This is a genomic window from Pseudomonas sp. TH41 (assembly GCF_016650695.1).
Classification (GTDB): Bacteria; Pseudomonadota; Gammaproteobacteria; order Pseudomonadales; family Pseudomonadaceae; genus Aquipseudomonas.
Map to the genome: position 1 here is coordinate 152,292 of NZ_JAEKFH010000004.1, position 25,261 is coordinate 177,552.

Sequence of the window (25,261 nt, forward strand, 5' to 3'; positions counted from 1 at the left end):
CCTTTACCGGCAATTTACCTTCGGCTTACGTAACAGGATGTTTATCCAAGACACTGAATCACAAATGAAAACGGCCTGGACAGGGCCAGGCCGTTAACAATTGTAAAACTGCGCTTATTTCAGAACGGAGAGCGCGGCTTCGTAGTTGGGTTCTTGACCGATTTCGCTGACCAGTTCGCTGTGCAGCACAGTGTCGTTTTCGTCCAGTACCACAACAGCACGGGCGGTCAGGCCTTTGAGCGGACCATCGGCAATCGCCACGCCGTAGTTTTCGATGAACTCGGCACCGCGCAGGGTCGACAGGTTCTGTACGTTTTCCAGACCCTCAGCGCCGCAGAAACGGGCTTGAGCAAACGGCAGGTCAGCGGAAATGCACAGCACCACGGTGTTGGCGACGTCGTTGGCTTGCGCGTTGAACTTGCGAACCGACGTGGCGCAGGTCGGGGTGTCGATGCTCGGGAAAATGTTCAGCACTTTGCGCTTGCCGGCGAAGTTTGCCAGGGTCACGTCGGACAGATTGCCAGCAACCAGGGAAAAGGCTGGAGCCTTGGAACCGGTTTTTGGCAGTTGGCCGTTGACTTGAACCGGGGTGCCTTTAAGAGTGACTTGAGCCATGAACGGAGTCCTTCTGAACGTTGATGTAGAGAATTTTGACGAGGCCGAAGTTAACCACGAAATGGCCCGACGACCTATGCTCAGATACAAATTGTGAAGTCTCGCCGCATAAACTGGATACAACCCCGACTGCCAACACAAAACCCGGTAGGAGCTGCCGCAGGCTGCGATCTTTTGATCTTCAGTGCCCTCAGGGCTAAAAATCAAAAGATCGCAGCCTGCGGCAGCTCCTACAGGAGTACGGGGTTGCAGAAAATTTTAGCTAACTTTCGTTATCCGCACTGTCGATTCAGGCAGCGGTCATTCGACTAGACAGTGAATCATTCAAATCCAGCGGAGAAGCAACCATGCGATTCATGATCATCATCAAAGCCAGCCAGGACTCCGAGGCCGGTGTAATGCCCAGCGAGGAACTGCTGACCGCAATGGGCAATTACAACGAAGAACTGGCCAAGGCCGGCATCCTTCTCGCGGGCGAAGGCCTGCACCCCAGCAGCAAAGGCGCCCGCGTGCGTTTCTCCGGCGACAAACGCTCGGTGACCGACGGCCCTTTCGCCGAAACCAAGGAACTGATCGCCGGCTTTTGGCTGTGGCAGGTGAAGTCGAAAGAGGAAGCCATTGAGTGGGTCAAGCGCTGTCCCAACCCGATGCCCGGCACCGAGCCTGAGATCGAAATTCGCCAAGTGTTTGAGATGGAAGATTTCGGTGCCGAGTTCACGCCGGAACTTCGGGAGCAGGAAGAACGAGTGTTCGGGCAAGGGAAAAAGTGTTGAGTATCTAAGTCCTGCGCGGGCACCCCGCTCCTACACTGATTTTCTGTGGGCACAAAATGCGTGTACGGCAACAATCAAATGTGGGAGCGAGCCTGCTCGCGAATGCGTAATGACCGACGACATCTTCTCGACAGGAAAACAGATATCGCGTGCAACCCATTAATCTTAATTAACTTTTCAGTACACAAAAAATAACGAGAACCTGCACACAAAACGAAAGAATTAGTGCCTTCGACTGGCTAACCCGTGGCTAGCTGCTAGCTTCAACAGATGCGTCCTACAGGCTTGATACAAAAGCGATTACGCAGTAACGGCCAAAGATAAGAGCCGAATCGTCCAATGAGTCACCAAGGAACCGGGGAATCATGTCGAGTAAAATGGGGATGCACGCCTGTCTGTTGGCGACTATTATTGCGCCTGTGTTTTGCGCGCAAGCCGATAACGCCGAGACCGCCAACAAAAGCAACAACCCGCTGAACGTAGCCCCTGGTGCCAACCTTCAGGACTACTACACGCCGAAACTGTTCGATTCCAACGCCCATACCAATGATGCCCTGTTGCGCGGCACCCTGCCGATAGCCCCCAACGATTTCATCGGCGTCCCGCAATTACTGCGCGCCACCCTGCCGATCAGCACTCGCCCCGACCCACACAACGGTTACAGCACCGGCATCGGCGATCTGAACCTGTTCGATATTTTCCTGGTCAAGACTGACGGCGTTCAGCTGGGTATCGGGCCACAAATCACCGCGCCCACCGCCGAGCAGGACGAGCTGGGCACCGGCAAGTGGCAGGCAGGCCTGTCAGCAGTTGCCATCGACTCGTCGCCTCGCGGCCTGCTGGGCGCCCTGGTCCAGTACCAGAGCTCGTTCGCGGGAGACCATGATCGCGCTCACGTCGAATCCGCGACCCTGCAGCCTTTCATCATTCATAACCTGGCCGAAGGCTGGTACCTGCGCTCGACGGGCACCTGGACCTTCGACCTGAAGAACGACACCCACTACATCCCACTCGGTTTGGGTGGTGGCAAAGTCTGGAAATCCGGTTCCAATATCCTCAACGCCTTCATCGAACCGCAGTGGACCGTCGAGCACAAAGGCGATGCGCAGCCGCAGTTCACGCTGTTCGCCGGCATCAACTTCACCTTCGGTAAATAAGGAGCTTTTTATGCACGGTGCAATTCGCGCAGCTGGCTTCAGCCTGATGACGATGTTTGTCAGCTGTGGCGTCGGTGCTCAGGACCTCGATACCCGGATCGGCAAGATCGCGATGGAAAGCGAACTACCGGCCCATGAGTCGATTGCCAAGCTCCACGCCCAATGGCAGGAAGCGCTCCGCGACAAGCCAGGTGGCGATGGGCTTGCCCCGTGAAGTACCCCAGGATCAGGCACACCGCAGGCACTACTTGAAAAGGATTCGACATGTTGTTTGAAAAAACGCCACGCCTGATGCTCACCGCACTCTCGCTCGCCCTGAGCACCAGCGCCTGGGCCAATTTCACCGCCACCCCGGAAGAAGCCCGGGGTATCGCCAAGGAAGCCTACCTGTATGGCTTCCCGGTGGTGGAGATGTACAAGACCCTCTACACCCAGGCCGTGGACAAGAAGAGCCCGAACTTCAAGGCGCCGTTCAACCAGATCGGCAACACCGCCAAGGCGTTTACCGCCAAGGACACCGCGTTTGTCACACCGAACGCCGACACGCCCTACTCATTTGTGTGGATGGACCTGCGCGCCGAACCGATTGTGCTGACACTGCCGCCCATCGAAGAACACCGCTACTACTCGGTGCAATTGATCGATGCCTATACGCAGAACTTTGCCTATCTGGGCACCCGCAGTACCGGCAACAACGGCGGCCATTTCATGATCGCCGGGCCGAATTGGCAGGGTCAGCAACCGGTTGAAATGGACCGCTTGCTGCGCAGCGAAAGCAACATCGCCTACGCGCTGTATCGCACGCAGCTGTTCGATGAAAAAGACCTGGCCAAGGTTCAGCAGATCCAAAAAGGCTACAAAGTCGAAACGCTGAGCCACTACGTCAAACAGAAGGCCCCGCCGGCGGCGCCGAAGATCGACTGGCCAAAACCCACGCCGACCATGAGCGAAACCCCGGATCTGTTTCGCTACCTGAACTTCATGTTGTCGTTCGCCCCGGCGCAGGACGCTGAAAAGGACCTGCTCGGGCGCTTCGCCAAAATCGGCATTGAAGCCGGCAAGCCGTTCAAACTCAGCGAACTCACGGCCGAGCAGCGCAAGGCCCTGGAAGACGGTATCAGCGATGCCAAAGCCGAATTCGCCCAGTTCAAAAAAGACAAAGTCGATAGCCACCAGGTCACCAGCGGTGACTTCTTTGGTACGCGCGACCACCTCAACGGCAACTACTTGTATCGCTACGCCGGCGCCAACATGGGGATCTTTGGCAACTCCGCCGAAGAAGCGAATTACATTGGCTACTTCGTTGACAAGAATGGCCAACCGGTCGACGCCTCGAAAAACGATTACACCCTGCATTTTGACAAGGGCGCCCTGCCCCCGGCTGACGCGTTCTGGTCGCTGACGATGTACGACGGCAAGAACAAGTTGCTGGTGGCCAATCCGCTCAATCGCTACCTGATCAACTCGCGGATGTTGCCAAACCTCAAGTTCGATGCAGACGGCGGCCTGACGCTGTACGTACAGCACAAGGCACCGGCGAAGGACTTGCAGAGCAATTGGCTGCCGGCACCGAACGGTCCGTTCTATGGCGTTCTGCGCTTGTACCTGCCAAAACCGGAAGTCACCAACGGCCAATGGCAAATGCCGTTGCTGACCCCCGTCAACCCACAAAAACAGTAAGCGGAATCAGTCATGGTCAAGCCTTTTGCAGTACGTCCTTTACTGGCCCTGTGTGTGATCGGGGCAAGCCCCTTGGTGCTCGCAACCGAGGGTGGCGTCGGCCGGCCAATCACCGGCCAGCAAGTGTTTTCCAATGCCGGGATCGTGCCGCCGGAACCTGGCTGGGTCACGTCCTTCACCAGCATCTGGTATGACGGCAGTCTCAAGGGCAGCAAGGGCGCGCCAATTTCCGGTGACATCGGAATGGATCTGGACATGAAAGTCTCTTACACCATGGCCAACTTCACCCATGTCTGGGATACGGGCAAGGGTCGCTGGAACTATGCATCGGCCATCGGCGTGCCGGTGCAGTACACCGATGTGTCCATCAACATTACCGGCCCTCGCGGTCGGACCCTCGGCACCGAAGACACCGGCACGCAGTTTGCCGACATGCTGGTGACGCCGATTGCCGCTGGCTACCACTTCGATGAAGTGAACCACATCTCGTTCTCCCTGCCGATCTACGTGCCAACCGGCGCGTATAACGAAAATCGTCTGGCCAATCCGGGGCAGAACACCTACACCTTCATGCCAACCGTTGCCTTCACCCACCTGGACGGCAAAGGGGGCGAATTCACGCTATCGAGCGGGCTGGAGTTCTACACCGAAAACGACGCTACGGATTACCGTAACGGCGACATCTTCACCCTCGATGCCCTCTGGACCCACGGTTTCGGCAACGGTTGGAGCGCCGGCCTTGTCGGCGGTTATGTCCAGCAGATTACCGACGACAAAGGTGATACCGCTGACACGCTCAATGGCTTTCGTGGCCGTTCTGTGGGTGCCGGTCCGTTCGTTGGCTGGGCCGGTAAGTTCAACGATGCCCAGGCCAGCGTCAACGCGCGTTGGGTGCCCGAGTTCGACACCAAGGACCGGCCTGAAGGCAACGGTATTGCGGTTAACCTCACGTTAGCGTTTTTCTAGGGGGTGACCAGGGATGGCCATCAGTTCCAGATTGTCCTTATGCAGCGTGTTGTTCAGCGGGTTCGCCTGCGCCAGCGGCGACTTGCCCGCGCTCGGCAGCACCCCGGCGCAACCGCTCGTTAAGGGTGATCCCGAGACGTGCCATCAACTGCAACAGGATTTCGACATCGACCTGAAAAAGGTCGTGGCCGCTGGCTGCGAACCCTCCACGGAACAGATTGCCAAGCTGATGGACAATCCGGTCGGCAATTTGGTGCTGCTGTTCAACCAGTTCGACTACACCGCGCTCAAAGGCCCGAACAGCAACGGCACACGCATGCTGGGCAAATACAGTTTCATGCCGACCTTCCCGATTTCCGTCAGCGAAGACTGGAACCTGATCAACCGCCTGCCCGTCAGCTACGTCAGCGCCCCGGTCAATCACCGGGCCGGCAACCTGATCGGGATGGGCCCCAACGAGATCTTGAGCGACCGTGGCGACTTTGCGTCGGTGGTCCAGGACCCGTTCGACCGCACCAGCGGTTTCGGTGACCTGGCCTACGTCGGGGTGTTCTCGCCCAAGGAACCGGTTCGCTTCGCCGGAGGCGGCAAGTTGGTCTGGGGCTTCGGCCCGACGGCGATGTTTCCCACCGCGGAAGAAGACGTGTTGGGCACCGGGAAATACGCCCTCGGCCCAGCGTTCGTCGCCGCCTATCTGGGCGAAGACTGGACCCTTGGCGTGTTCCCGCAACACTGGTGGTCGGTGGCGGGCGACAGCAAGCGCAAGGACGTGAGCCTGACCAACATTCAGTACTTTATCCAGCGCAGCATTCCCGGCCCGGAGCAATGGCGGGTCGGCATGACGCCGAACGTCACTGTCAACTGGAAGGCTGAAAGCGGCAACAAGGTCACGTTCCCGATCGGCCTCGGTGCCGGACGGATCTTTAACTTCGGCAAGCTCCCAGTACGGATTTCCGGGGAGATTCAGTATTCGGCGATTCATCCGGACGACCTGATCAGCAGCCGCTGGAATTTCCGCTTGTCGTTCGTTCCAGTCATTCCGACCTTTATGTTCTGAGCAAGGTGTTGCCCATGACCGCACTTAATGACCTCAACGCCCTGCAAGCCAGCATCGCCGAAGCCGTACTCGGCCAGGATCAGGTTATCCGGCAGATTGTCCTTGGCCTGCTGGCCAACGGGCATTTGCTGCTGGAGAGCCTGCCGGGACTGGCCAAGACTCGCACGGTGAAAGCGCTGGCCAAGCACCTGGACGCGAAGATGAGCCGTATCCAGTTCACGCCCGACCTGCTGCCTTCGGACATCACCGGCGCCGAGGTGCTGCATCAAATCGATGGCAAAAACGAGATTCAGTTCCAGCCCGGCCCGCTGTTCGGCAATCTGATTCTGGCCGACGAAATCAACCGTGCACCCGCCAAGGTACAGGCCGCGTTGCTCGAAGCGATGGAAGAACGGCAAATCACCGTGGCCGGCAACAGCCATGTACTGCCCGAGCTGTTCATCGTATTGGCGACACAGAACCCGATTGAACAGGAAGGCACTTATCCGCTGCCGGAAGCGCAGATGGACCGGTTCCTGATGAAAGTCTTGCTGGATTACCCGAGCGCAGAAAACGAGAGCCAGGTGCTGCGGCTATTGCGCGAAGAAGAACAGGCGCTCGGCGCTAAAACCGCTGCGGTGCAAGGTTTCGCGCTGTCCCAGGAGGTGATTTTCGCGGCGCGCCGTGAAGTCAGCGCCGTGCACGTGTCCTCGGCCATCGACCGCTACCTGATCGACCTGATTAACGCCACCCGCCACCCAGCCAATTACGACGCCGACCTCGGTCGCTGGATCGCCATCGGCGCCAGTCCACGCGGCGGCATCGGCCTGGACCGTTGCGCCCGCGCCGATGCCTGGCTGCAAGGGCAGGATTTTGTGTCGCCGGACAACGTGCGCGCGGTGGTGCATCCGGTGCTGCGTCACCGCTTGCAGCTGAGCTACGACGCGGTCGCCGACGGCGTGACGGCCGATCAGGTGCTTGACCGTCTGCTCGACAAGGTAGCAATCCCCGCATGATGACCGACGGTCTGGTGTACGTCTCTCTGGCGCAATTGATGGCGCTGGAGTTCAAGGCCCGTGACCTGAGCTTTCTGGCCCGCCAGCCGCAAGGCAGCATCCTCGCCGGCAACCATGCTTCGCGGCTGCGTGGCCGGGGCTTGAATTTCGATGAGCTGCGCCGCTATCAGCCGGGCGACGACTTGCGCCACCTGGACTGGCGCGCCTCGCTGCGCACCGGTAAACCGGTGGTTCGCACCTTCACCGAAGAGCGCGATCGTCCGGCGTTGATTCTGGTGGATCAACGCATGTCGATGTTCTTTGGCTCGCAACGCAGTTTTAAATCCGCCATTGCGGCTGAACTCGGTGCCTTGGCAGCATGGATTGTGTTCAACGCGGGCGATCGAGTCGGTGGGCTGGTGTTCAACGATTCACGTATCGACGCGATTGCCCCATTGCGCAGTCGCAAACGGATTGAAGCGCTGTGCAGCCGTATCGCTGAGCAGAATCAGGCGCTGAACGCAGCGAACCCGGACGCCGAGGGCGAAGATCAACTCGACAAAGTCTTGCAGCATTGCCTGGCGGTGGCGGGCCACGATCACCTGGTCTGCATCGTCAGCGACTTTGCCGGCGCCGGCGAGCGCACCTTGCAGTTGATGCGGCAATTGGCGACGCACAACGACGTCATCGCCATGCAGGTCTATGACCCGTTGGCGCTGAACCTGCCGAAGAACGGCCGCTTACTTGTCACCCAAGGCCAGTTGCAGGTGGAATTGGCCGTGGAGCAGCGCAGCGTTCACCAGCCACTTGGCGATTTTCTCAGCGGCCGGCTGAAGGACGTGGCGACGCTGCTGCGGCGCAGTCAGGTGCCGCTGATGATGTTCAGCACCGCGACCGATGCCCAGGAACAATTGCGGGCGGAGCTGGGCAAGCTCGGTGGAGGTCGGCGATGAACCCGAACATTCCGAGCATCGATCAACTCAAGGAAATAGCCCTGCCCGCACCGGTCAGCTATGCGCCGCAGACGTGGGGTTGGTGGGTGCTACTGGCGGTGCTGGTTGGCGTGGTGTTGTGGGTGGGGGCACGGCGCTACTGGCAATGGCGGCGGGATCGTTATCGACGCGAGGCGTTGGTGCGGTTGGAACAGTTGCAAAAACGCAGTGACGAGTTGAACGCATTGCGCGAATTGCCTGAGCTGCTCAAGCGCGTAGCCCTGTCGATGCCATCCCTGAATTGGAATACAAACAATGTGGGAGCGGGCTTGCTCGCGAAAGCGGTGGGTCAGTCGACATCAATGTTGAATGGACGTCCGTCTTCGCGAGCAAGCCCGCTCCCACAGGGGGGAGTTGGTGCATTGGGGGGTGAGGAGTGGCAGGCGTTTCTGGTGCGGCATTGCTCACAGCCCTTGCCTGCCGATTTCAGTCAGCAACTGGCGCAACTGGCCTACGCGCCGGATGCAACGTTGCGAGCCCTGCCAAGCGATAAACGCCAAGCGCTTTTCGCTACCTGCAAATGCTGGGTGGAGCGTCACCATGTGGCAGCTTGATTACCCGTGGCTGTTACTGTTGCTGCCGTTGCCCTGGTTGGGCTATCGCTACCTGCCCGATTACCGTGAGGCTCGCAGCGCCGTGCGTGTGCCGTTTTTCGGGGCCATGAGCCGCGCGGTCGGCCAGACCCCGAGCCAGGCCGGTACTCGCAGCAATCACTGGCAGCTGCTGCTCAATCTGCTGGTTTGGGCACTGTTGCTGTTGGCGGCGGCCCGACCGGTGCTCGTGGAAAAACCCATCGAACACCAGCAACCGGTGCGCGACCTGATGCTGGCCATCGACATTTCCCAATCGATGGAAACCACCGATTTCACCGACGCCAACGGTCAAAAGATCAATCGTCTGGCCGCGGTCAAGGACGTGGTCCACGGCTTTATCGACAAACGCAAAGATGATCGCCTGGGCCTGATCGTATTCGGCAGCGGCGCTTATCCGCAGGCGCCGTTGACGCTGGATCACGCCAGCCTGTCGCTGTTGCTCGATGACACCGGCATCGGCATGGCCGGCCCCAATACCGCCATCGGTGACGCCATCGGGCTAAGCCTGAAACTGCTCGACCAGGCTCACGAACGGGAAAAAGTCCTGATCCTGCTCACCGACGGCAACGACACCAGCAGCGCCATCACCCCGGATCACTCGGCGTCCATGGCCGCTGCCAAAGGCGTGGTGATTCACACCATCGGTATCGGTGACCCGACGGCGCAAGGGGAAGCCAGGGTCAACCTGCAAGGCTTGCAGCAGATTGCCGAAGCCACCGGCGGCAAGTTCTTCCGTGCCGAGGACCGCAACGCTCTGGATCAGGTCTACAGCACACTCGACACGCTGACCCCGCATCAGGTGCAAACCCTCAGTCATCAGCCGAAAAAGGACCTGTTCTGGTGGCCACTTGGCGCTGCCATTGGCTTGCTCGCGCTGTATCACCTGGGCGCCCTGCTTCGGCCGCACCTGACACTCGCGCGTCAGCGGCAGGAGGCTTGAGATGGAGATCAACTTCAGCGATTTCCATTTCCTGCGCCCGTTCTGGCTATTGCTGGTGCCGTTCGCCGCGTTGCTCCCGGTGCTCTGGCGCCGCAGCCGCGACGTGCAACGGCGCTTGCGCAGTAACATTGCCGAGCACCTGTTGCCGCATTTGTTGATTACGCCGCAGGACCACCAACGGCTGAGGCCGGTGCATCTGGTCTGCGCGCTGTTATTGCTGGGCGCCGTCGCCGCTGCCGGCCCGACCTGGGAACAGGATCGTCCGGACTTTCTGGAAAACCGTGCGCCGCTGATTATTGCCATCGACCTGTCGCCATCGATGGACGCCAGCGACGTGCAGCCAAGTCGCCTGGAAGCGGCCAAGCACAAGCTCCACGACCTGATCCAGCGCCGCGCCGGTGCTCGTAACGCGCTGATCGCGTATGCCGGCAGTGCGCACCTGGTGCTACCGGCGACCGACGACCCGGCGCTACTCGACACCTTCATTCAGGCACTGAGCACCGACCTGATCGGTAAACCGGGGAAAAATGTCGGCGCCGTGATCGATCAAGCCAAACGCCTGCTGGCCGCCGAGAAGACCCCGGGCACCCTGCTGCTGATCACCGACGGCGCCGACGTTTCGCAGCTCAACGGCCTGGACAAACAACTGAGCGACGGCGCGTTGCAAGTGCTGATCCTGGCGGTCGGCAGCGAGGACGGCGGGATCATCCGCGACGCCAGCGGTCAGCCGCGCACCGATAGCAACGGTCGTCCGGTACTTGGCAGTTTTGATCAGGCTGCCCTCAAGCAACTGGCCTCGGCGGTAGACGCGCCATTGGGTAGCTTGACGCTCGATAACGACGATCTGGACTGGATCGAATTGCACGCCCAGCAGCATTTCCAGAGCGCCAGCGATGAACAGCGCGAGTTGCACTGGAAGGACGCCGGGTACTGGCTGTGTTGGCCGTTACTGCTGCTGGCTTTCTTCAGCGTGCGCAAGGGTTGGAGCCTGAACTGGATGGCCGGAATGTTGCTGGCACTGGGTATTGGCTTGCAGCCGGCGCCGGCTGAAGCCAATGCGCTAGCCGACGCGTTTTTCACCCCGGACCAGCAAGGTCGCTGGGCGTTCGAGCATGAGCATTTCCCCCAGGCCGCTGCGCATTTTGTCGATCCGTACTGGAAAGGCATCGCGGCCTACAACGCTGCCGATTTCGACCTGGCCCTGGCGAGTTTTGCGCGGCTGGACACACCGCAGGCGTATTTCTACCTGGGCAACATTTATGTGCGTCGCTTCAAGTTCGATCAGGCCATCGCGGCCTATACCCAGGCGCTGAAGTTGCAGCCGCAGTTCCCTGAGGCCACGGCCAATCTGGCCTTGGCGGTGGCCTTACAGAAGGACACCGAAAGCGCCGAGCAGAATGCGCCGAAGGTCAAACCTGACGAAATCAAAATGGACAAGGCACCCGGCAAAGGCCAGAGCAAACCGGTGCAGACCGAGCAGGCTGCTTCGGATGAACTGTGGTTGCAGAACTTGAGCACTTCGCCGGCGAAGTTCCTGAAACAGAAATTCAGTTTGCAGGATCAGGCGGAGAGTAAGCCATGACCTGTTTGAACAGACTGTTGAACCGAGCCGCGGCCTTCGCGAGCAAGCCCGCTCCCACATTGGACCGCGTCCACCTGGACGACTCGGTCTACTGTGGGAGCGGGCTTGCTCGCGAAGGCGGTAGATCATTCACCAAAAAATATACAGCCTTACTCCTGTGCCTCATCACCACCGCCACCCTCGCCGCCGAACCTGAACTACGGGTCCAGTCCCACCTGCAACCCGCCAACTCGGCCATGGTCGGTGGCATCCTCGAACTGCAACTCGACGTTCTCACCGACAGCTGGTTCACCGACGCCCCCGCCCTGCCCGACTTGACGTTGCCCGGTGCGCTGGTCCTGCCACCGGACGGCCACGCTGAGCACATTAATCAGACACTCGACGGCAAGTCGTTCAACGGCATGCGCTACAGCTACCGGATCACCCCGAATCTGGCGCAGGGTTTCGACATTCCGCCGCTGACGGTGCATGCCACACCGGGCCAGGCCACGGCCGAGCTCAGCGCGCAGAGCCAGCCGCTGCACTTCTCCGCCGCGCAACCGCCGGGGTTCAAACCTGGAGAGCCAGTGCTGGTGGCACAAGAACTGCGCTTCACCCAAAAAGTCGTCAACTCGGCGACCCCCTTGAAGGTGGGCGACAGCGTCACCCGGCAACTGACACTTCAGGCCGATGGAGCGTTGGCGATGTCGCTGCCAACGCCGTCACTGGGGGACGTCAGCGGTTTGAGCTGTTATCCGAAAAGCCCGCAGATCAGTAATCTGGATGACGGCCGTGGCAACTTCAACGGTGGCCAACGCATTGACACCGCGACTTACCGGATCGACACCGAAGGCCGCCACAACCTGCCGGCCATCGAGTTGAAATGGTGGGATGCCAGTTCCCAACAGACCCGAACCGCTAACGTGCCGGCAGTGACTTTCGACGCGGTGCTCAACAGCGCTTATCGGCCGGTGTTCTCGATCACTGAAGACCTGAAAAAACTGGGCCAGCAAAGCCGTCTGCGCCTTTCCGGGCAGGGGTTGATCATCGTGGCGTTGCTGTTGGTCTTGGCGCTGCTCGGCTGGTTTATCCGTCCGCTGATTCAGCGTGTGCACCTTGCAGCCCAGGCCCGTCGCCGTGCTCGACACGACGCCTGGCTGCAATCCGCCGACTACGCCTGGCGGCAAATACCGGCGCAACTCGATGGCAAACCTGCACAACTGAGCGCGCTGTACCTCTGGGCCAGACGCAGCCGCATGGGCCTGAAACTGAACAACTTCGGGCCACGTCTGCAAGCGCTTCTGCGCGCCTGCTACGGCCGTGTTCCCAATGAAGATCAGGCGCTGGGGCAACTCAAGAATTCCTTGGCTACGCTGCACAGTCAGGCCCAACGCAACACGGTTTCAAGCACGCCCGCGCTACGACCACTCAATCCCGTTTATGAAAAGGACTTGCCATGACGAACCCGATAGCAAACCACCCACGTCACGTGCTGAAACTGCTCTTGGCCCTGGCCTTGAGCCTGCCACTGTTGGCCCTGGCCGCCGAGCCATTACCTTCGTGGAACGACGGCCCGTCGAAAAAGAACATCATCGAGTTCGTCCAGGCCGTCACCGATCAAAGCAGCAAGGACTTCGTCAAACCCGCTGACCGCATCGCCGTATTCGACAACGACGGCACCTTGTGGAGCGAGCAGCCGATGTACTTCGAACTGTTGTTTGCCCTGGAAGAAGTCAAGCGCACCGCGCCTCAGCACCCGGAATGGACAACTACCCAGCCGTTCAAGGCCGTTCTGGAAAACGATCACAAGGCGTTGGCCGCCTCCGGCATGGGCGGCATCATGAAAATTTTCGGTGCAACCCACACCGGCATGACCACCGAAGCCTTCGATGACTACGCCAAGACCTGGCTGAGCCAGGCCAAGCATCCGAAGACCGGCAAGCCTTACACCGAGATGATCTTCCAGCCGATGCTGGAAATGCTCGACTACCTGCGCAGCCAGGACTTCAAGACCTACATCGTTTCTGGCGGGGACACCGCGTTCATGCGCGCTTTCGCCGAGAAGGTCTATGGCATCCCGCCGGAGCAAGTGATCGGCACCACGTTTGTCACGGCGTTCGAATACAAGGACGGCAAAGCGTCGATCGTGCGCACCCCCAAACTGGCGCACAACGACGACGGCCCAGGCAAACCCGAGAGCATCGACGCGGTGATCGGCAAGCGCCCGATCCTTGCTTTCGGCAACTCCGATGGCGACCTGCAAATGCTGCAGTGGACCGCAGCAGGGCCAGGCAAACGATTCATGGGGCTGGTGCATCACACCGACGCCAAACGCGAATGGGCCTACGACCGACAGTCCGACATCGGCCGTCTGGACAAGGCCCTGGACGAAGCAAAATCCCGTGGCTGGACTATCGTGGATATGGCCGCCGAATGGCGCCGGATCTATCCGTTCGAGACAGCCACTCCCGAGCAAGTGCAATAAAAAAGCGTTACGCAGGACAGCAATAAACGTTTGTCGCACCCAGCGACGTCAGTAGAAGGAGCTAGTCAGATGACTCGCATACACAAGTGGCTACCGAAACTCGCCTTGGTGGCGGCCTCGATGATGGCGATTTCGGCAACTGCCGGAGCCGCTGAAAAACCCAACATTCTCGTGATCTTCGGCGATGACATCGGCCAGACCAACATCAGCGCCTATTCGATGGGCGTAGTCGGCTACAAAACGCCGAACATCGACCGGATTGCCAAGGAAGGCATGATGTTCACCGACTATTACGCGGAGAACAGTTGCACGGCAGGACGCTCGTCGTTCATCACTGGCCAGACGCCGCTGCGTACCGGTCTGTCGAAAGTCGGTGCACCCGGTGCGACTGTCGGTCTGCAAAAGCGTGATATCACCATCGCCCAGGCACTGAAGTCCCAGGGCTACGCCACCGGCCAGTTCGGCAAGAACCACTTGGGCGACAAGGACGAATACCTGCCGACCAATCACGGTTTCGACGAGTTCTTTGGCAACCTGTACCACCTCAATGCCGAGGAAGAACCCGAGCGTCCGTACTGGCCCAAGGATGACCCAGAGTTCGTCAAGGCCAACTCCCCGCGTGGCGTGATCCACAGCTTCGCCGACGGCAAGATCGAAGACACCGGCGCGCTGACCACCAAGCGCATGGAAACCATCGACGACGAAACCACGGCGGCAGCACAGGCGTTCATCGAGAAACAGGCCAAGGCGGACAAACCGTTCTTCGTCTGGATGAACACCACGCGCATGCACCTGTTCACCCACGTGCGCGAGTCGATGAAGGGCCAGAGTGGCATGCCTGGCAACGAGTACGCGGACGGCATGCTTGAGCACGATGGCGACGTCGGCAAACTGCTGAAAACCCTCGACGACTTGAAAATCACCGACAACACCATCGTCGTCTACACCACCGACAACGGTCCGAACCAGTTCTCTTGGCCGGACGCGGCAACCACGCCGTTCCGCAACGAGAAAAACTCCAACTGGGAAGGCGCTTATCGCGTACCGGCGATTGTGCGCTGGCCGGGCAAGATCAAGGCTGGTGAAGTGTCTAACGAGTTGTTCTCGGGCATGGACTGGTTCCCGACCCTACTGGCGGCGGCTGGCGATGCCGAAGTCAAAGACAAGCTGCTTAAAGGTTGGGCGCCGACTTCTGGCGGCACCAACTTCAAAGTGCACCTGGACGGTTACAACCAACTGCCTTACCTGACGGGCCAACAGCCTAAAGGCGAGCGCAAGGAGTTCTACTACTTCAACGACGACGGCGTACTGGTGTCGATGCGTTTCGACAACTGGAAAGCCGTGTTCTGCGAACAACGCGAACCGGGCGGCTTCAAGGTCTGGAGCGAACCGTTCGTGTGCCTGCGAGTGCCTAAAATCTTCAACCTGCGCATGGACCCGTACGAACGCGCCGACGTGGTTTCCGACCAGTATTACGACTGGAGCACCAAAAACGTCTATCTGGTAGCGCAAGCGGTGACCAAGTCTGCGCACTTCCTGCAGACGTTCATCGAGTACCCGCCTAGCCAGAAACCGGCCAGCTTCAGTGTTGACCAGATTCGGGCTGCGGTAGATGCCAAAATCGCTGAAAAAATGAAAGCTGCACCGGCTGCACAGTAAGACCGTTTGACCGCCGCTCACCCTCACCGGTGAGCGGCCCTATTTCTGGAAAGTGAACACATCCCCTGTAGGAGCTGCCGCAGGCTGCGATCTTTTGATCTTCAGCCCGGGAGATCAAAAGATCGCAGCCTGCGGCAGCTCCTACACGGTTTTGTGCTCAATTCAAATTTTGTACAAGGCAATCCCCCATGTCCTCACGTGTCGCCAGCAAGTCGTCGGCCATACCTGCCCATCACACCACCGCGTCCCCGGCCCTGCTGATCCCCGCCCTGCTGCTGTTCGTCTCAGGCAGCGCCGCGCTGGTGTATCAGGTGCTGTGGATCAAGCAGCTGTCATTGGTGGTGGGCGTCGAGGTGTACGCCATCACCACCGGGATCAGCGCGTTTTTTGCCGGATTGGCCTTGGGCGGTTTGCTGTTCGGTCGCTGGGCAGATCGCTTGCAGCAACCGGTGCTGTTGTATGCGGGCCTGGAAGTACTGGTGGCCGTACTCGGCGTTGGCGCGACCTTCGCCATGAGTCTCGCGGCCAGCCCCTTTGCCTGGCTGGAACAACACGTGGGCCTGCTGGCCTGGGTCTTGCCGTTTGCCCTGGTGGGCATTCCGGCGCTATTGATGGGCGGTACGCTGCCGGTGCTGGTTCGCTCATTGGCCGCCGACCCGCAGCAGTTGGGCAAGGCCGGGGGTCAGCTTTATGCAGCGAACACCGCCGGGGCCATTGCCGGCACCCTGCTCGCTGCGTTCTTGCTGATCGCGACGCTCGGCGTGCGCGGCAGTGCCCTGGCGGCGGCGATGCTGAACCTGCTGGCCGCCGCCGGTGCCTTGTGGTTCCAGCGCCATCGTTCGCTGCCGACCGAAGCGCCGCTCAAGCACCACGCAAACAAAGCACCTGATCGCCTGGCACTGTGGCTGTATTCGATCGCTGGCGGTGTGGCTCTTGGGTACGAAGTGGTCTGGTCGCAGTCCATCGGGCAATTCATGAGTACACGTACTTACGCCTTTGCAGTGGTATTGGCGACTTACCTCACCGGGTTGTTTCTCGGCAGTGCACTACTGGCCCGTCGGGTTGATCGCCTTCGCGATCCCTGGGGTGTCTTCGGTTTGCTGATTGCCGGCGCCGGGCTGATTGCCCTGCTGGAAATCGCGTTGCTCGGGCGTTGGCTGGTGGTCGCCCAAAGCCTGGCGGAAGCCTGGGTATTGTCGTTGGGTGCGAGTGAATTGCTGGGCATGAGCGCACGGTTTGCGGTCGCGGCTTTGAGCATCGTTTTCCTGCCGACCTTGCTGCTGGGCGCCGCGTTTCCCCTGGCCCTGCGCCTGAGCGTCGGCCGCGAGCGGATCGGCCGTGATGTCGGTGCGGTGGTGGCGTTTAATACGCTGGGCGGGATTATCGGGGTGATGCTTTGCGGGTTTGTGCTGATCCCGTTGCTGGGGCTGGTGCACACGTTGGGACTGCTGGCGATTGTCGCCGCCGGGATAGGTTATTTCGCGGTACGCAAGGGCCATCACGTCAAGAAAGGACGGCGTCAGGCCGTGGTCGCCATCGGCTTGCTGTCGGTGGCAGTGGCGATTTTCACCCCGGTCGACAAACTCGCCAGCCTGCTTCCCGGCGCACGCAACGGCACGCTGACATTCTATGAAGAAGGCCGTGGCGGGACCGTCGCCGTGGTCACCCAGGGCAAGGGCCAGAAAGCGTTCCAGCGCTTGTACATTCAAGGCGTGTCCAACACCGGTGACGCCATGCCGTCCTTGCGCTACATGCGTATCCAGGCGCTGTTGCCGCTGCTGATCCACAACGGCGAACCACGCTCGGCGCTGGTCATCGGTTTCGGCACGGGCATCACCGCCGGTGCGCTGACCCGCTATCCAGGGCTGGAACATCGCGTCGTCGCCGAGTTGCTACCCTCAGTCGTAAAAGCCGCGCCGTTATTCAAGGGCAACTTCAATGCCGCCGCCGACCCGGCGATCGATGTGCGCCTGCGCGACGGTCGCCAGGAACTGCTGCGCAGCCCACAGCATTACGACCTGATCACCCTCGAACCGCCACCGCCCTCCGCGGCCGGCGTGGTGAATCTGTATTCCCGGGACTTCTACCAATTAGCCGCCAGTCGTCTGGAACAAAAGGGCCTGGTCGCCCAGTGGCTGCCGTTGCCTACCCAGAACATCGACGATTCGCGCTCACTGGTGCGTAGCTTTCTGGATGTCTTCCCCTACGCCACCCTGTGGACCAGCGAGTTTCACGAAATGCTGCTGGTGGGCTCGATGGAACCGATTGAACTGGATGCGGCGAAAATCAGCCAACGCTTCCAGCAAGACACCGTGCGCAGCACCTTGCAGGACGTAGGCATCGGCTCAGCCGCCGCGTTGCTCGCCACTTGGGTAACTGACCGCGCCGGCCTGGAACGTTTCGCTGCTGACGCGCAACCGGTGACCGACGATCAACCGCGTATCGAATATGCGCCGTGGGTGCGGGCCAAGGAAATCACGCGTGTGCTGCCGGCCCTGCTGGACCTGCGTATAGCGCCGCCATTGGTGAATGCCGATGCAGGTTTTATCGAACGGATGAACACGCACCAGCAGCGGTTGATGCAGTTCTATCGGGCGAGTTTGCATGCGTATGACGGTGACCGCGAGGCGTGGGCCCGGGATGCGCGCGAAGTGATGCGCGGGGATGGCGGCAATCCGTATTTCAGATGGTTTATGGGGGATTAATGCGGCGGCCAAGCCGCCATCGCGAGCAGGCTCGCTCCCACATGGGTTCTCGGATGTTCACCCGACCCTTGTGGGAGCGAGCCTGCTCGCGAAGAGGCCCTCAGCCCCAATACATTACTTGGACTTGAGTTTCAGGTACGACTGATGCAAATCCGAAGCCCAGCCATCGATCACGCCTTTCACGTCATCGGCCTTCGTTTTGTGCGATCCAATATCACACTATTCATCTAACGCTGAGTACCTGATCACAACCGTCATTTGACACACGCCGGCCATCCGGCAAAGCTGCATCAGCTTAAACGCGCGCCTGACGGCAAACGCACCTGGACTACGGAAGTCGTAATGCCGAAACATAAAAATAAAGCTGTAAACCCAAACCCTGATTCGCAACCGACCCTGATTAATCGCTACCTGTTTCCCGTGACCATCGGCGTTTTGTTATTAGCCGTCGCGGGTATCGGCTGGTTTTTGTTCAGCAGCAAACCGGCCCCCGTGACTTATGCGCCGGTCAGCGCCCCCGTTGCTCAACCGGTCAAGCCGCAACCGGTCGCCGTAGCGCCGGCAACAATGGTCGATGAGCAACAATGCCAGGGCTGCCACAGCGAACAGGTCAAGGACTGGCAAGGCTCCCATCACCAGTTGGCGATGCAGGAAGCCAATGCCGAGACGATGCTGGGTGACTTCAATAACGTCACGTTCAAAGCGGAAAACGAAACCAGCCGTTTTTCACGCAAGGACAACGGATTCTGGGTCAACACGCCCGGCATTGATGGCAAGAACGCGGACTTCAAGGTGGCCTACACCTTCGGCATTGCGCCGTTGCAGCAGTACTTGATCGAAGTCGGTGAGGGTCGACTGCAAGCCTTGGGCGTGGCGTGGGATACCGAGAAGCATCGCTGGTTTCACCTTTATCCCGGCCAGGGCGTGAACTTCAAAGACCCGCTGCACTGGAGCAAACCGAGTCAGAACGCCAACTTCATGTGCGTCGAGTGCCATACCACCGGCTACAAGCGCAATTTCGATGCGGCGAAAAACACCTTCGACGGCCACTGGAACAGCCTCGGTGTCGGCTGCCAGGCCTGTCACGGCCCCGCCTCGAATCACCTGGAATGGACGGCGAAAAAAACCGACCTGATCCATGCCGGTTTTGCCGTCGACCTCAAGGACAAGAACGCCACCGTCGAAATCGAAACCTGCGCCCGCTGCCACTCGCGCCGCGCGCCACTGGGTGACGGTTTTACCGTGGGCAAGCGCCTGATGGACGATTACCTGCCGAGCGCCTTGACCCGCGAATTGTATGCGCTGGACGGCAAGATCAAGGATGAAGTGTTCGAACACGGCTCCTTTGCCCAAAGCAAAATGTTCGACAAAGGCGTGCGCTGCAGTAACTGCCACAACCCTCACAGCACCGCACTGAAGGCTCCGGGCAACGGCGTCTGTCTGCAATGCCACAACACTGCCGGCAAAACCGCCGTCGAAGGCGTCGACGGCAAAGGCCTGCAAGCGAAGAACTACGATTCCATCGAACACACTCGCCACACCATGGGACAACCGGGTTCGCAGTGCGTGGATTGCCACATGCCCGGCAAGTTCTACATGGGCAATGACTTCCGGCATGACCACAGTTTCAGCATCCCCAACCCCGAGCGGGCGAAGAAGCTCGGTACGCCTGACGCCTGCCTGACCTGTCACCAGGGCAAGGCTGGCGACAAGGTCACCGAACAGTTCAAGCTCTGGAACACCGCCAATGCCAGCGCAACGCAAGCCCCTCGCTATGACGAGAGCCTGTGGCTGATCCGCAATGGCCAGCCCGGTGCGGCACTGGCCTTGTACGAGCAGTTGCAACGCAGCAACTTGCCAGCGATTCAGCGGGCGACCCTGCTGGCTGAGCTGCCGCTGTATCCGAGCGAACAGGCATTGAAACTGGCCACCCAGGACCTGAGCAACCCGGCACCGCAGGTGCGTGAAAGCGCCGTTCGGGCCATCAGTGCGTTCCTGCCGCCGCCCGAACGTGCGCCGCTGCTGACGCCGTTGCTGAGTGATCCAGTGAAAGCCGTGCGCATTGCCGCCGCCCGGGACTTGCTCAGCGTGGCCCGCAACGGTCTGGGTAACGCCCAGGCCAACTGGAATGCCGCCATCGCCGAATACGAGGACGTGCAAAAAAGCCTGGCCGAACGCGCCGAAGCCAACCTCAACCTCGCGATGCTTTATCAGGCCAGCGGGCGTAGTGGTGAAGTCGAAGCGCTGCTGCGCACGGCACTCAAACGTGACCCGGATTTCTACCCGGCGCTGGTAACACTGGTGCAATGGATGGAAGCCAGCGGACGCAGTCAGGAAGCTCAGGCACTACTGGCGCAGAGCCTGAAAGAGCACCCGGACGCTGCGCTGCTGCAACACACCCAAGGCTTGTCGCTGGTGCGTGCCGGCAAATCAGACCAGGCCATGACCGCCCTGCGCAAAGCCGCGCAACTGGAGCCACAAAACGCCCAGTACGGCTATGTTCTGGCGGTGGCGTTGCACGACAGTGGCAAGGTCGATCAGGCCTGCGAAGAGCTGGAAAGGTTGTTGAAGGTGCAACCGGCCAATCGCAATGCACGACTGTCGTTGATCCAGTACTACCTGGACAACGGGCAAGAACCGAAGGCCCAGGTGTTGTTGCAAGGCTGGAAGAAAATGAACATGGGGGATCCGGCGTTGAAATGATCAAAAGATCGCAGCCTGCGGCAGCTCCTACATGGATTGGGGTAGGAGCTGCCGCAGGCTGCGATCTTTTGACCTTGACGCTCCTACCGACGACGAAACAAAGGTCGTGGCTCAATCACCGAACGGCCATACAAAACGCTCATCCCGACCAACCCCTTCAGCGCATCCTCGACCGATTTGTCCTCACGCACCGCAAAACTGTCAAAACCACACTGACGCATATGGCTGAGCTGATCGCGCAGCACATCGCCAACCGCACGCAACTCGCCCGACCAGCCAAACCGGGTGCGCAGTAAATACGCCTGGCTGTAACCACGACCGTCACGAAAGCTCGGAAAATCCAGGGCAATCAGCGGCAACTGCCCAAACCACGGTTTGAGACTTTCCACTTCATCGTCCGGCCCCAGCCACACCCCGTGTTGCCGAGGATCCTCAAGCCAACGGGCCAATGGCAAAATCAACGGGCCAGAAGGCAACTCGGCGTCGACCTCCCTGACCAGCGTCCACGGGTCATCGACGACAATCCGTGCCACGCCCTCCTCCAGTCTCAGCAGATTGTTCATGCCGAGGCCTCCAGCATTTTCGGGTACACCTGCTCCTTGAACGGTTCCAGACCAATGCGTTGCAAGGTGTCGACGAACCGTTCTTCGCTCTCGCGATAAAGGACAAAGGTGTCGATGATCTGCTCGATCACGGTCGATACTTCGGCGGCACTGAACGACGGCCCCATGACTTTGCCCAATGCACTGTTCTTGCCTTGGGCGCCACCAAGGGTGATCTGGTACCACTCGCTGCCGTTCTTATCGACGCCGAGAATGCCGATGTTGCCTATATGGTGGTGACCGCAGGCGTTCATGCAGCCGGAGATGTTGAGGCTGATGTCGCCCAGGTCATGCAGATAGTCGAGGTCGTCGAAACGGGCCTGAATGGCTTGGGCGATGGGAATCGACTTGGCGTTGGCCAGCGCGCAGAAGTCGCCGCCGGGGCACGCGATGATATCGGTCAGCAAACCGATGTTGGCGCAACCCAGTCCCTGCTCCCAGGCCCGACACCACAGTGCAAACAGGTCGGCTTTGGGTACGTCCGGCAGGACGATGTTTTGCTCGTGGGCGATGCGGATCTCGCCGAAACCGAACTGCTCGGACCAGTCGGCCACCGCTTCCATCTGTGCGGTGGTCACGTCACCCGGCGGCGAAGCGATGCCCGGTTTGGTCGACAGCACCACACTGGCGTATCCCGGCACCTTATGCGGTTGAACGTTACGCGACACCCAGCGGGCGAAGGCCGGGTTCTCGGCCAGGCGCGTGCCGAAGTCCAGGTCGGTGCCCGCCAGGGCGCGGTAATCCGGCGTGACGAAGGCACTGGCCACGCGTTCATATTCAACCTCGGTCAACTGCGCCGGACCGTCCTTGAGGTGCTGCCATTCATCCTCCACTTCCTTGGCGAACGCTTCAATGCCCAGTGCCTTGACCAGAATCTTGATCCGCGCCTTGTACTTGTTGTCCCGCCGACCGTGCCGGTTGTAGACCCGCAACACCGCTTCGACGTAAGACAGCAAGTGCTGCCACGGCAGACCTTGGCGGATCTGCAAACCCAGGATCGGCGTACGCCCCAGCCCGCCGCCGACAATCACCCGAAGGAGCATTTGCCCGTCGTCGCCGGGATAAAGATACAGGCCAATGTCATGCATCATGATCGCCGCGCGATCCTGTTCCGCCGAGCAAATGGCGATCTTGAACTTGCGCGGCAGGAACAGGAACTCCGGGTTGATGGTCGACCATTGCCGGAGGATTTCCGCCAGCGGCCGAGGGTCGATCAACTCGTCTGCCGCAACCCCGGCAAAGGCTTCGGTGGTGATGTTGCGCACGCAGTTGCCGGAGGTCTGGATCGCATGCATTTCGACCTGGGCCAGACGCTCAAGGATGTCGGGGACCTGGGCCAGTTCGATCCAGTTGAACTGCATGTTCTGCCGGGTGGTGAAGTGGCCGTAACCGCGATCGTAATCCCGGGCAATGCTCGCCAGCGTGCGCATTTGATGAGCGCTCAACGTTCCATAGGGAATGGCCACGCGCAGCATGTAGGCGTGTTTTTGCATATACAGGCCGTTCTGCAAACGCAAAGGCAGGAATTCTTCTTCGCTCAACTCACCCGCCATGAAGCGTTCGACCTGATCGCGAAACTGCGCAACCCGCTCGAACACCAGCGCCCGGTCATAGTCATCGTACTGATACATGTGGCTACCTCATCAGGATTGATCGGGCTCTGCGGCTGATGCCTGGCGCATTCCCTGTGGGAGCGAGCCTGCTCGCGAAGACGGAGTGTCAGGCGGCACAGATGTTGAATGTGCCGGCCTCTTCGCGAGCAGGCTCGCTCCCACAGGTTTTACACCTCGGCAGACCGGCATCCAGCTCTGCGGCTCGCTTTCTAGATATGACTATGAACCCGCCGCGCAGACCGTTACAGATTCACCTGAATACAAAAAAACCGGATCAGAACGCGGTAGATCACCGCAGGTGACGGACTAAATCTGATCCGTACAAATGAAGTTTTCCTGAGTCTGTTTTGTTTGGTACAGGGTTTCTACAGTTCAGGGGCATGCCAGTCCGGGTGGTCTGGCGAGACTTTGCAACCGTGGAAGCAATGATCATGAGCACAGCAACAATCGGACAGGCCTATAACTACAAGGTCGTCCGCCAATTCGTCGTGGCAACCGTGATTTGGGGTGTCGTGGGGATGGCGTTTGCAACGGGCAAAGTCGTGAAAGCGGCAGCACCGCAATAGCTGAAACCGGGTTGGGGCAATCTGAAGGTTTGATACCAATGTAGGAGCGAGCTCGCTCGCGAAGGACGTTAACGATAACGCGTTCTTTCTGAATAAACGCGTTGCTCTCAAGTCCTTCGCGAGCAAGCTCGCTCCTACAGGGATTTGTGGCAGTCTCAGTGATTCAGCTGCGCTCGCGCGGAATCAAACTCTGCAACTGCTGGGCCAAAAAGTTCGCATCAAACGCAAACGTATCCGGGTCTTTCAGGCCATTGGTCTTGCGCCACTGCCAGCTACTCGACGGCGGCAGGCACACCAGCGAGATGCTGCCATACCGTGCGGCTGTCAGCCCCATCACCGCCAGCGAAATCTGCCCACCCGCGCCCATCACGTCCGGCACGAACTCTACCGGTTTGCCGGCGATCACGATGCCCAGTTTCTCGGTCTTGAACGTTGATGTTTCGACCGGAACGCTCGGACCCGATGCGACATACGCCTCACGGCTCACTTCCAGCAGATTCGGTGCCTGGACCGGTTCAAGCCACTGCTGGATCTGATCGAACAGCTCACCAATGCGCGTCGCCCACACGGCCGATTGCGACTCAAACAGTTGCTTCTTGTGCGCTTCGCTTTCTGCGTAGTGGCGAAGCATCTCGCCCAGTTGCTGTACGTCGTCCATTGCGGTGTTCCTTTGTTGAAGCGGTGCTGCGGACTTTGAGCATGGCAGATGCGCGTTGCCGGCGTACAACTAAACGCCAAGAGGTACATCAGAGGTTTGCATCACGCAAAATTCGCGGGCACTGTAGGAGCGCCCGTCAGCCCTCAACAGGAACACAACATGCGCACTATCGGCCTAATCGGCGGCATGAGCTGGGAGTCCAGCGCCGAGTATTACCGTCTCATCAACCAACAGGTACGCGACCGGCTCGGGCCGTTGCGTTCGGCAAAACTGCTGATGTACAGCGTCGACTTCGGGCCTGTCGAGCAGGCGCAACATGCCGGACGCTGGGACGATGCGGCGGCGATTCTAGTGGATGCGGCGCAGCGATTGCAGGCGGGTGGCGCCGATTGCGTGGTGCTGTGTACTAACACCATGCACAAGGTGGCCGGGAAGATTCAGGCAGCGATTGACATCCCATTTCTGCACATCGCCGATCCAACGGGTCAGGCTGCCGTCGATACGGGTGCGCTGAAGGTCGGCTTGCTCGGTACAGCATTTACCATGGAGCAGGACTTTCTGAAGGACCGCCTGACCGCGCAAGGGTTGACCGTACTGGTTCCGGAAACCGAGGAACGCCAGGCGGTCCACCGGATCATCTATGACGAGTTGTGCGTGGGGGTGATCAGCGAGGCGTCGCGCAAGGTGTACCAACAGGTCATCGAATCCCTGACCCGACGCGGCGCCCAGGCGATCATCCTCGGCTGCACCGAAATCGGCCTGCTGATCAAACCCGAGCACAGCGCCCTGCCCCTGCTCGACACCACCGAACTGCATGCGCAGGCGGCGGTGGCGTTTGCCTTGAACGACTGACTCAACCGGCCTTGGGCGTGCGACGCAGGCGCGCCATGCTCAAGGTGTCTACCAACATACCGTCCCGCACGGCGTAGTCGCGAATCCAGCATGGCGAGACCCCCTGTAGG

Annotated in this window: 21 protein-coding genes and 3 pseudogenes; 18 read left to right on the top strand and 6 right to left on the bottom strand. The window is 59.8% G+C overall.

The window, feature by feature from the left end:
* Window positions 1-114: 114 nt before the first annotated feature.
* Window positions 115-615, bottom strand: a complete 501-nt coding sequence (tpx, locus tag JFU37_RS17425) for a thiol peroxidase (protein WP_201116754.1) — start codon at window positions 613-615, stop codon at window positions 115-117.
* A gap of 347 nt (window positions 616-962) precedes the next feature.
* Here tpx and JFU37_RS17430 point away from each other — a divergent pair, with 347 nt between their 5' ends.
* The 15 genes from JFU37_RS17430 to JFU37_RS17500 all read left to right on the top strand — a co-directional run bounded on the left by JFU37_RS17430 (window position 963) and on the right by JFU37_RS17500 (window position 18,157).
* Complete coding sequence (locus JFU37_RS17430; protein WP_201116757.1) at window positions 963-1,388, top strand: YciI family protein; 426 nt, start codon at window positions 963-965, stop codon at window positions 1,386-1,388.
* Window positions 1,389-1,765: 377 nt separating this feature from the next.
* Window positions 1,766-2,545, top strand: a complete 780-nt coding sequence (locus tag JFU37_RS17435) for a hypothetical protein (RefSeq protein ID WP_446739575.1) — start codon at window positions 1,766-1,768, stop codon at window positions 2,543-2,545.
* Between the two features lie 10 nt (window positions 2,546-2,555).
* Window positions 2,556-2,759, top strand: coding sequence for a hypothetical protein (locus tag JFU37_RS17440; RefSeq protein ID WP_201117163.1), 204 nt, complete (start codon window positions 2,556-2,558; stop codon window positions 2,757-2,759).
* A gap of 53 nt (window positions 2,760-2,812) precedes the next feature.
* Entirely contained in the window at window positions 2,813-4,225 is a 1,413-nt protein-coding gene (locus JFU37_RS17445; RefSeq protein WP_446739577.1) for a DUF1254 domain-containing protein, read from the top strand.
* A gap of 12 nt (window positions 4,226-4,237) precedes the next feature.
* Window positions 4,238-5,191: a SphA family protein gene (locus JFU37_RS17450; RefSeq protein ID WP_201116767.1), complete on the top strand. Its 954-nt coding sequence runs from the start codon at window positions 4,238-4,240 to the stop codon at window positions 5,189-5,191.
* 13 nt (window positions 5,192-5,204) lie between these two features.
* Window positions 5,205-6,248, top strand: a complete 1,044-nt coding sequence (locus tag JFU37_RS17455; protein WP_201116768.1) for a hypothetical protein — start codon at window positions 5,205-5,207, stop codon at window positions 6,246-6,248.
* 14 nt (window positions 6,249-6,262) lie between these two features.
* Window positions 6,263-7,243 (top strand): AAA family ATPase, encoded by a 981-nt coding sequence (locus tag JFU37_RS17460; RefSeq protein WP_201116769.1) that lies wholly within the window; start codon window positions 6,263-6,265, stop codon window positions 7,241-7,243.
* Window positions 7,240-8,175, top strand: coding sequence for a DUF58 domain-containing protein (locus tag JFU37_RS17465; protein WP_201116770.1), 936 nt, complete (start codon window positions 7,240-7,242; stop codon window positions 8,173-8,175). Before JFU37_RS17460 ends, JFU37_RS17465 begins: the two co-directional genes overlap by 4 nt.
* A complete protein-coding gene (locus tag JFU37_RS17470) occupies window positions 8,172-8,768 on the top strand; it encodes a DUF4381 domain-containing protein (protein ID WP_201116772.1) in 597 nt (198 codons plus the stop codon). The genes JFU37_RS17465 and JFU37_RS17470 overlap by 4 nt, the downstream gene beginning before the upstream one ends.
* Window positions 8,755-9,747 (top strand): vWA domain-containing protein, encoded by a 993-nt coding sequence (locus tag JFU37_RS17475; protein WP_201116774.1) that lies wholly within the window; start codon window positions 8,755-8,757, stop codon window positions 9,745-9,747. The genes JFU37_RS17470 and JFU37_RS17475 overlap by 14 nt, the downstream gene beginning before the upstream one ends.
* Before the next feature lies 1 nt (window position 9,748).
* A complete protein-coding gene (locus tag JFU37_RS17480; RefSeq protein ID WP_201116776.1) occupies window positions 9,749-11,329 on the top strand; it encodes a VWA domain-containing protein in 1,581 nt (526 codons plus the stop codon).
* Window positions 11,326-12,768, top strand: coding sequence for a BatD family protein (locus JFU37_RS17485; RefSeq protein ID WP_201116778.1), 1,443 nt, complete (start codon window positions 11,326-11,328; stop codon window positions 12,766-12,768). The genes JFU37_RS17480 and JFU37_RS17485 overlap by 4 nt, the downstream gene beginning before the upstream one ends.
* The gene (locus JFU37_RS17490) at window positions 12,765-13,793 is read left to right on the top strand and encodes an HAD family hydrolase (protein WP_201116779.1); all 1,029 of its coding nucleotides are present in this window, start codon (window positions 12,765-12,767) and stop codon (window positions 13,791-13,793) included. Before JFU37_RS17485 ends, JFU37_RS17490 begins: the two co-directional genes overlap by 4 nt.
* A gap of 69 nt (window positions 13,794-13,862) precedes the next feature.
* A complete protein-coding gene (locus JFU37_RS17495; protein ID WP_201116780.1) occupies window positions 13,863-15,452 on the top strand; it encodes an arylsulfatase in 1,590 nt (529 codons plus the stop codon).
* A 188-nt stretch (window positions 15,453-15,640) separates the two neighbouring features.
* Window positions 15,641-18,157: a fused MFS/spermidine synthase gene (locus tag JFU37_RS17500; RefSeq protein ID WP_201116783.1), complete on the top strand. Its 2,517-nt coding sequence runs from the start codon at window positions 15,641-15,643 to the stop codon at window positions 18,155-18,157.
* A gap of 114 nt (window positions 18,158-18,271) precedes the next feature.
* Here the strand turns inward: JFU37_RS17500 and JFU37_RS17505 are convergent.
* Window positions 18,272-18,364 (bottom strand): annotated as a pseudogene (locus tag JFU37_RS17505) (DUF3313 domain-containing protein); the annotation flags it as partial.
* 135 nt (window positions 18,365-18,499) lie between these two features.
* On the opposite strand from JFU37_RS17505, the gene JFU37_RS17510 reads away from it, so the two are divergent.
* Window positions 18,500-20,860 carry a tetratricopeptide repeat protein gene (locus JFU37_RS17510; RefSeq protein WP_201116785.1) on the top strand — a complete coding sequence of 787 codons (2,361 nt, stop codon included), beginning with the start codon at window positions 18,500-18,502 and terminating at the stop codon, window positions 20,858-20,860.
* Window positions 20,861-20,943: 83 nt separating this feature from the next.
* Here the strand turns inward: JFU37_RS17510 and JFU37_RS17515 are convergent, their stop codons facing one another.
* A complete protein-coding gene (locus JFU37_RS17515; protein ID WP_201116786.1) occupies window positions 20,944-21,423 on the bottom strand; it encodes a DUF934 domain-containing protein in 480 nt (159 codons plus the stop codon).
* Window positions 21,420-23,093 carry a nitrite/sulfite reductase gene (locus JFU37_RS17520; RefSeq protein ID WP_201116788.1) on the bottom strand — a complete coding sequence of 558 codons (1,674 nt, stop codon included), beginning with the start codon at window positions 23,091-23,093 and terminating at the stop codon, window positions 21,420-21,422. The genes JFU37_RS17515 and JFU37_RS17520 overlap by 4 nt, the downstream gene beginning before the upstream one ends.
* Window positions 23,094-23,506: 413 nt before the next feature.
* On the opposite strand from JFU37_RS17520, the pseudogene JFU37_RS31025 reads away from it, so the two are divergent.
* Window positions 23,507-23,599, top strand: a pseudogene (locus JFU37_RS31025) (hypothetical protein); the annotation flags it as partial.
* A 205-nt stretch (window positions 23,600-23,804) separates the two neighbouring features.
* On the opposite strand, the gene JFU37_RS17525 reads toward JFU37_RS31025, so the two are convergent.
* Window positions 23,805-24,299 (bottom strand): hypothetical protein, encoded by a 495-nt coding sequence (locus JFU37_RS17525; protein WP_201116790.1) that lies wholly within the window; start codon window positions 24,297-24,299, stop codon window positions 23,805-23,807.
* A 159-nt stretch (window positions 24,300-24,458) separates the two neighbouring features.
* On the opposite strand from JFU37_RS17525, the gene JFU37_RS17530 reads away from it, so the two are divergent.
* On the top strand, window positions 24,459-25,151 hold the full coding sequence (locus tag JFU37_RS17530) for an aspartate/glutamate racemase family protein (RefSeq protein ID WP_201116792.1): 693 nt from the start codon (window positions 24,459-24,461) through the stop codon (window positions 25,149-25,151).
* Between the two features lies 1 nt (window position 25,152).
* Here the strand turns inward: JFU37_RS17530 and JFU37_RS30710 are convergent.
* Window positions 25,153-25,233 (bottom strand): annotated as a pseudogene (locus JFU37_RS30710) (GNAT family N-acetyltransferase); the annotation flags it as partial.
* Window positions 25,234-25,261 lie beyond the last annotated feature (28 nt).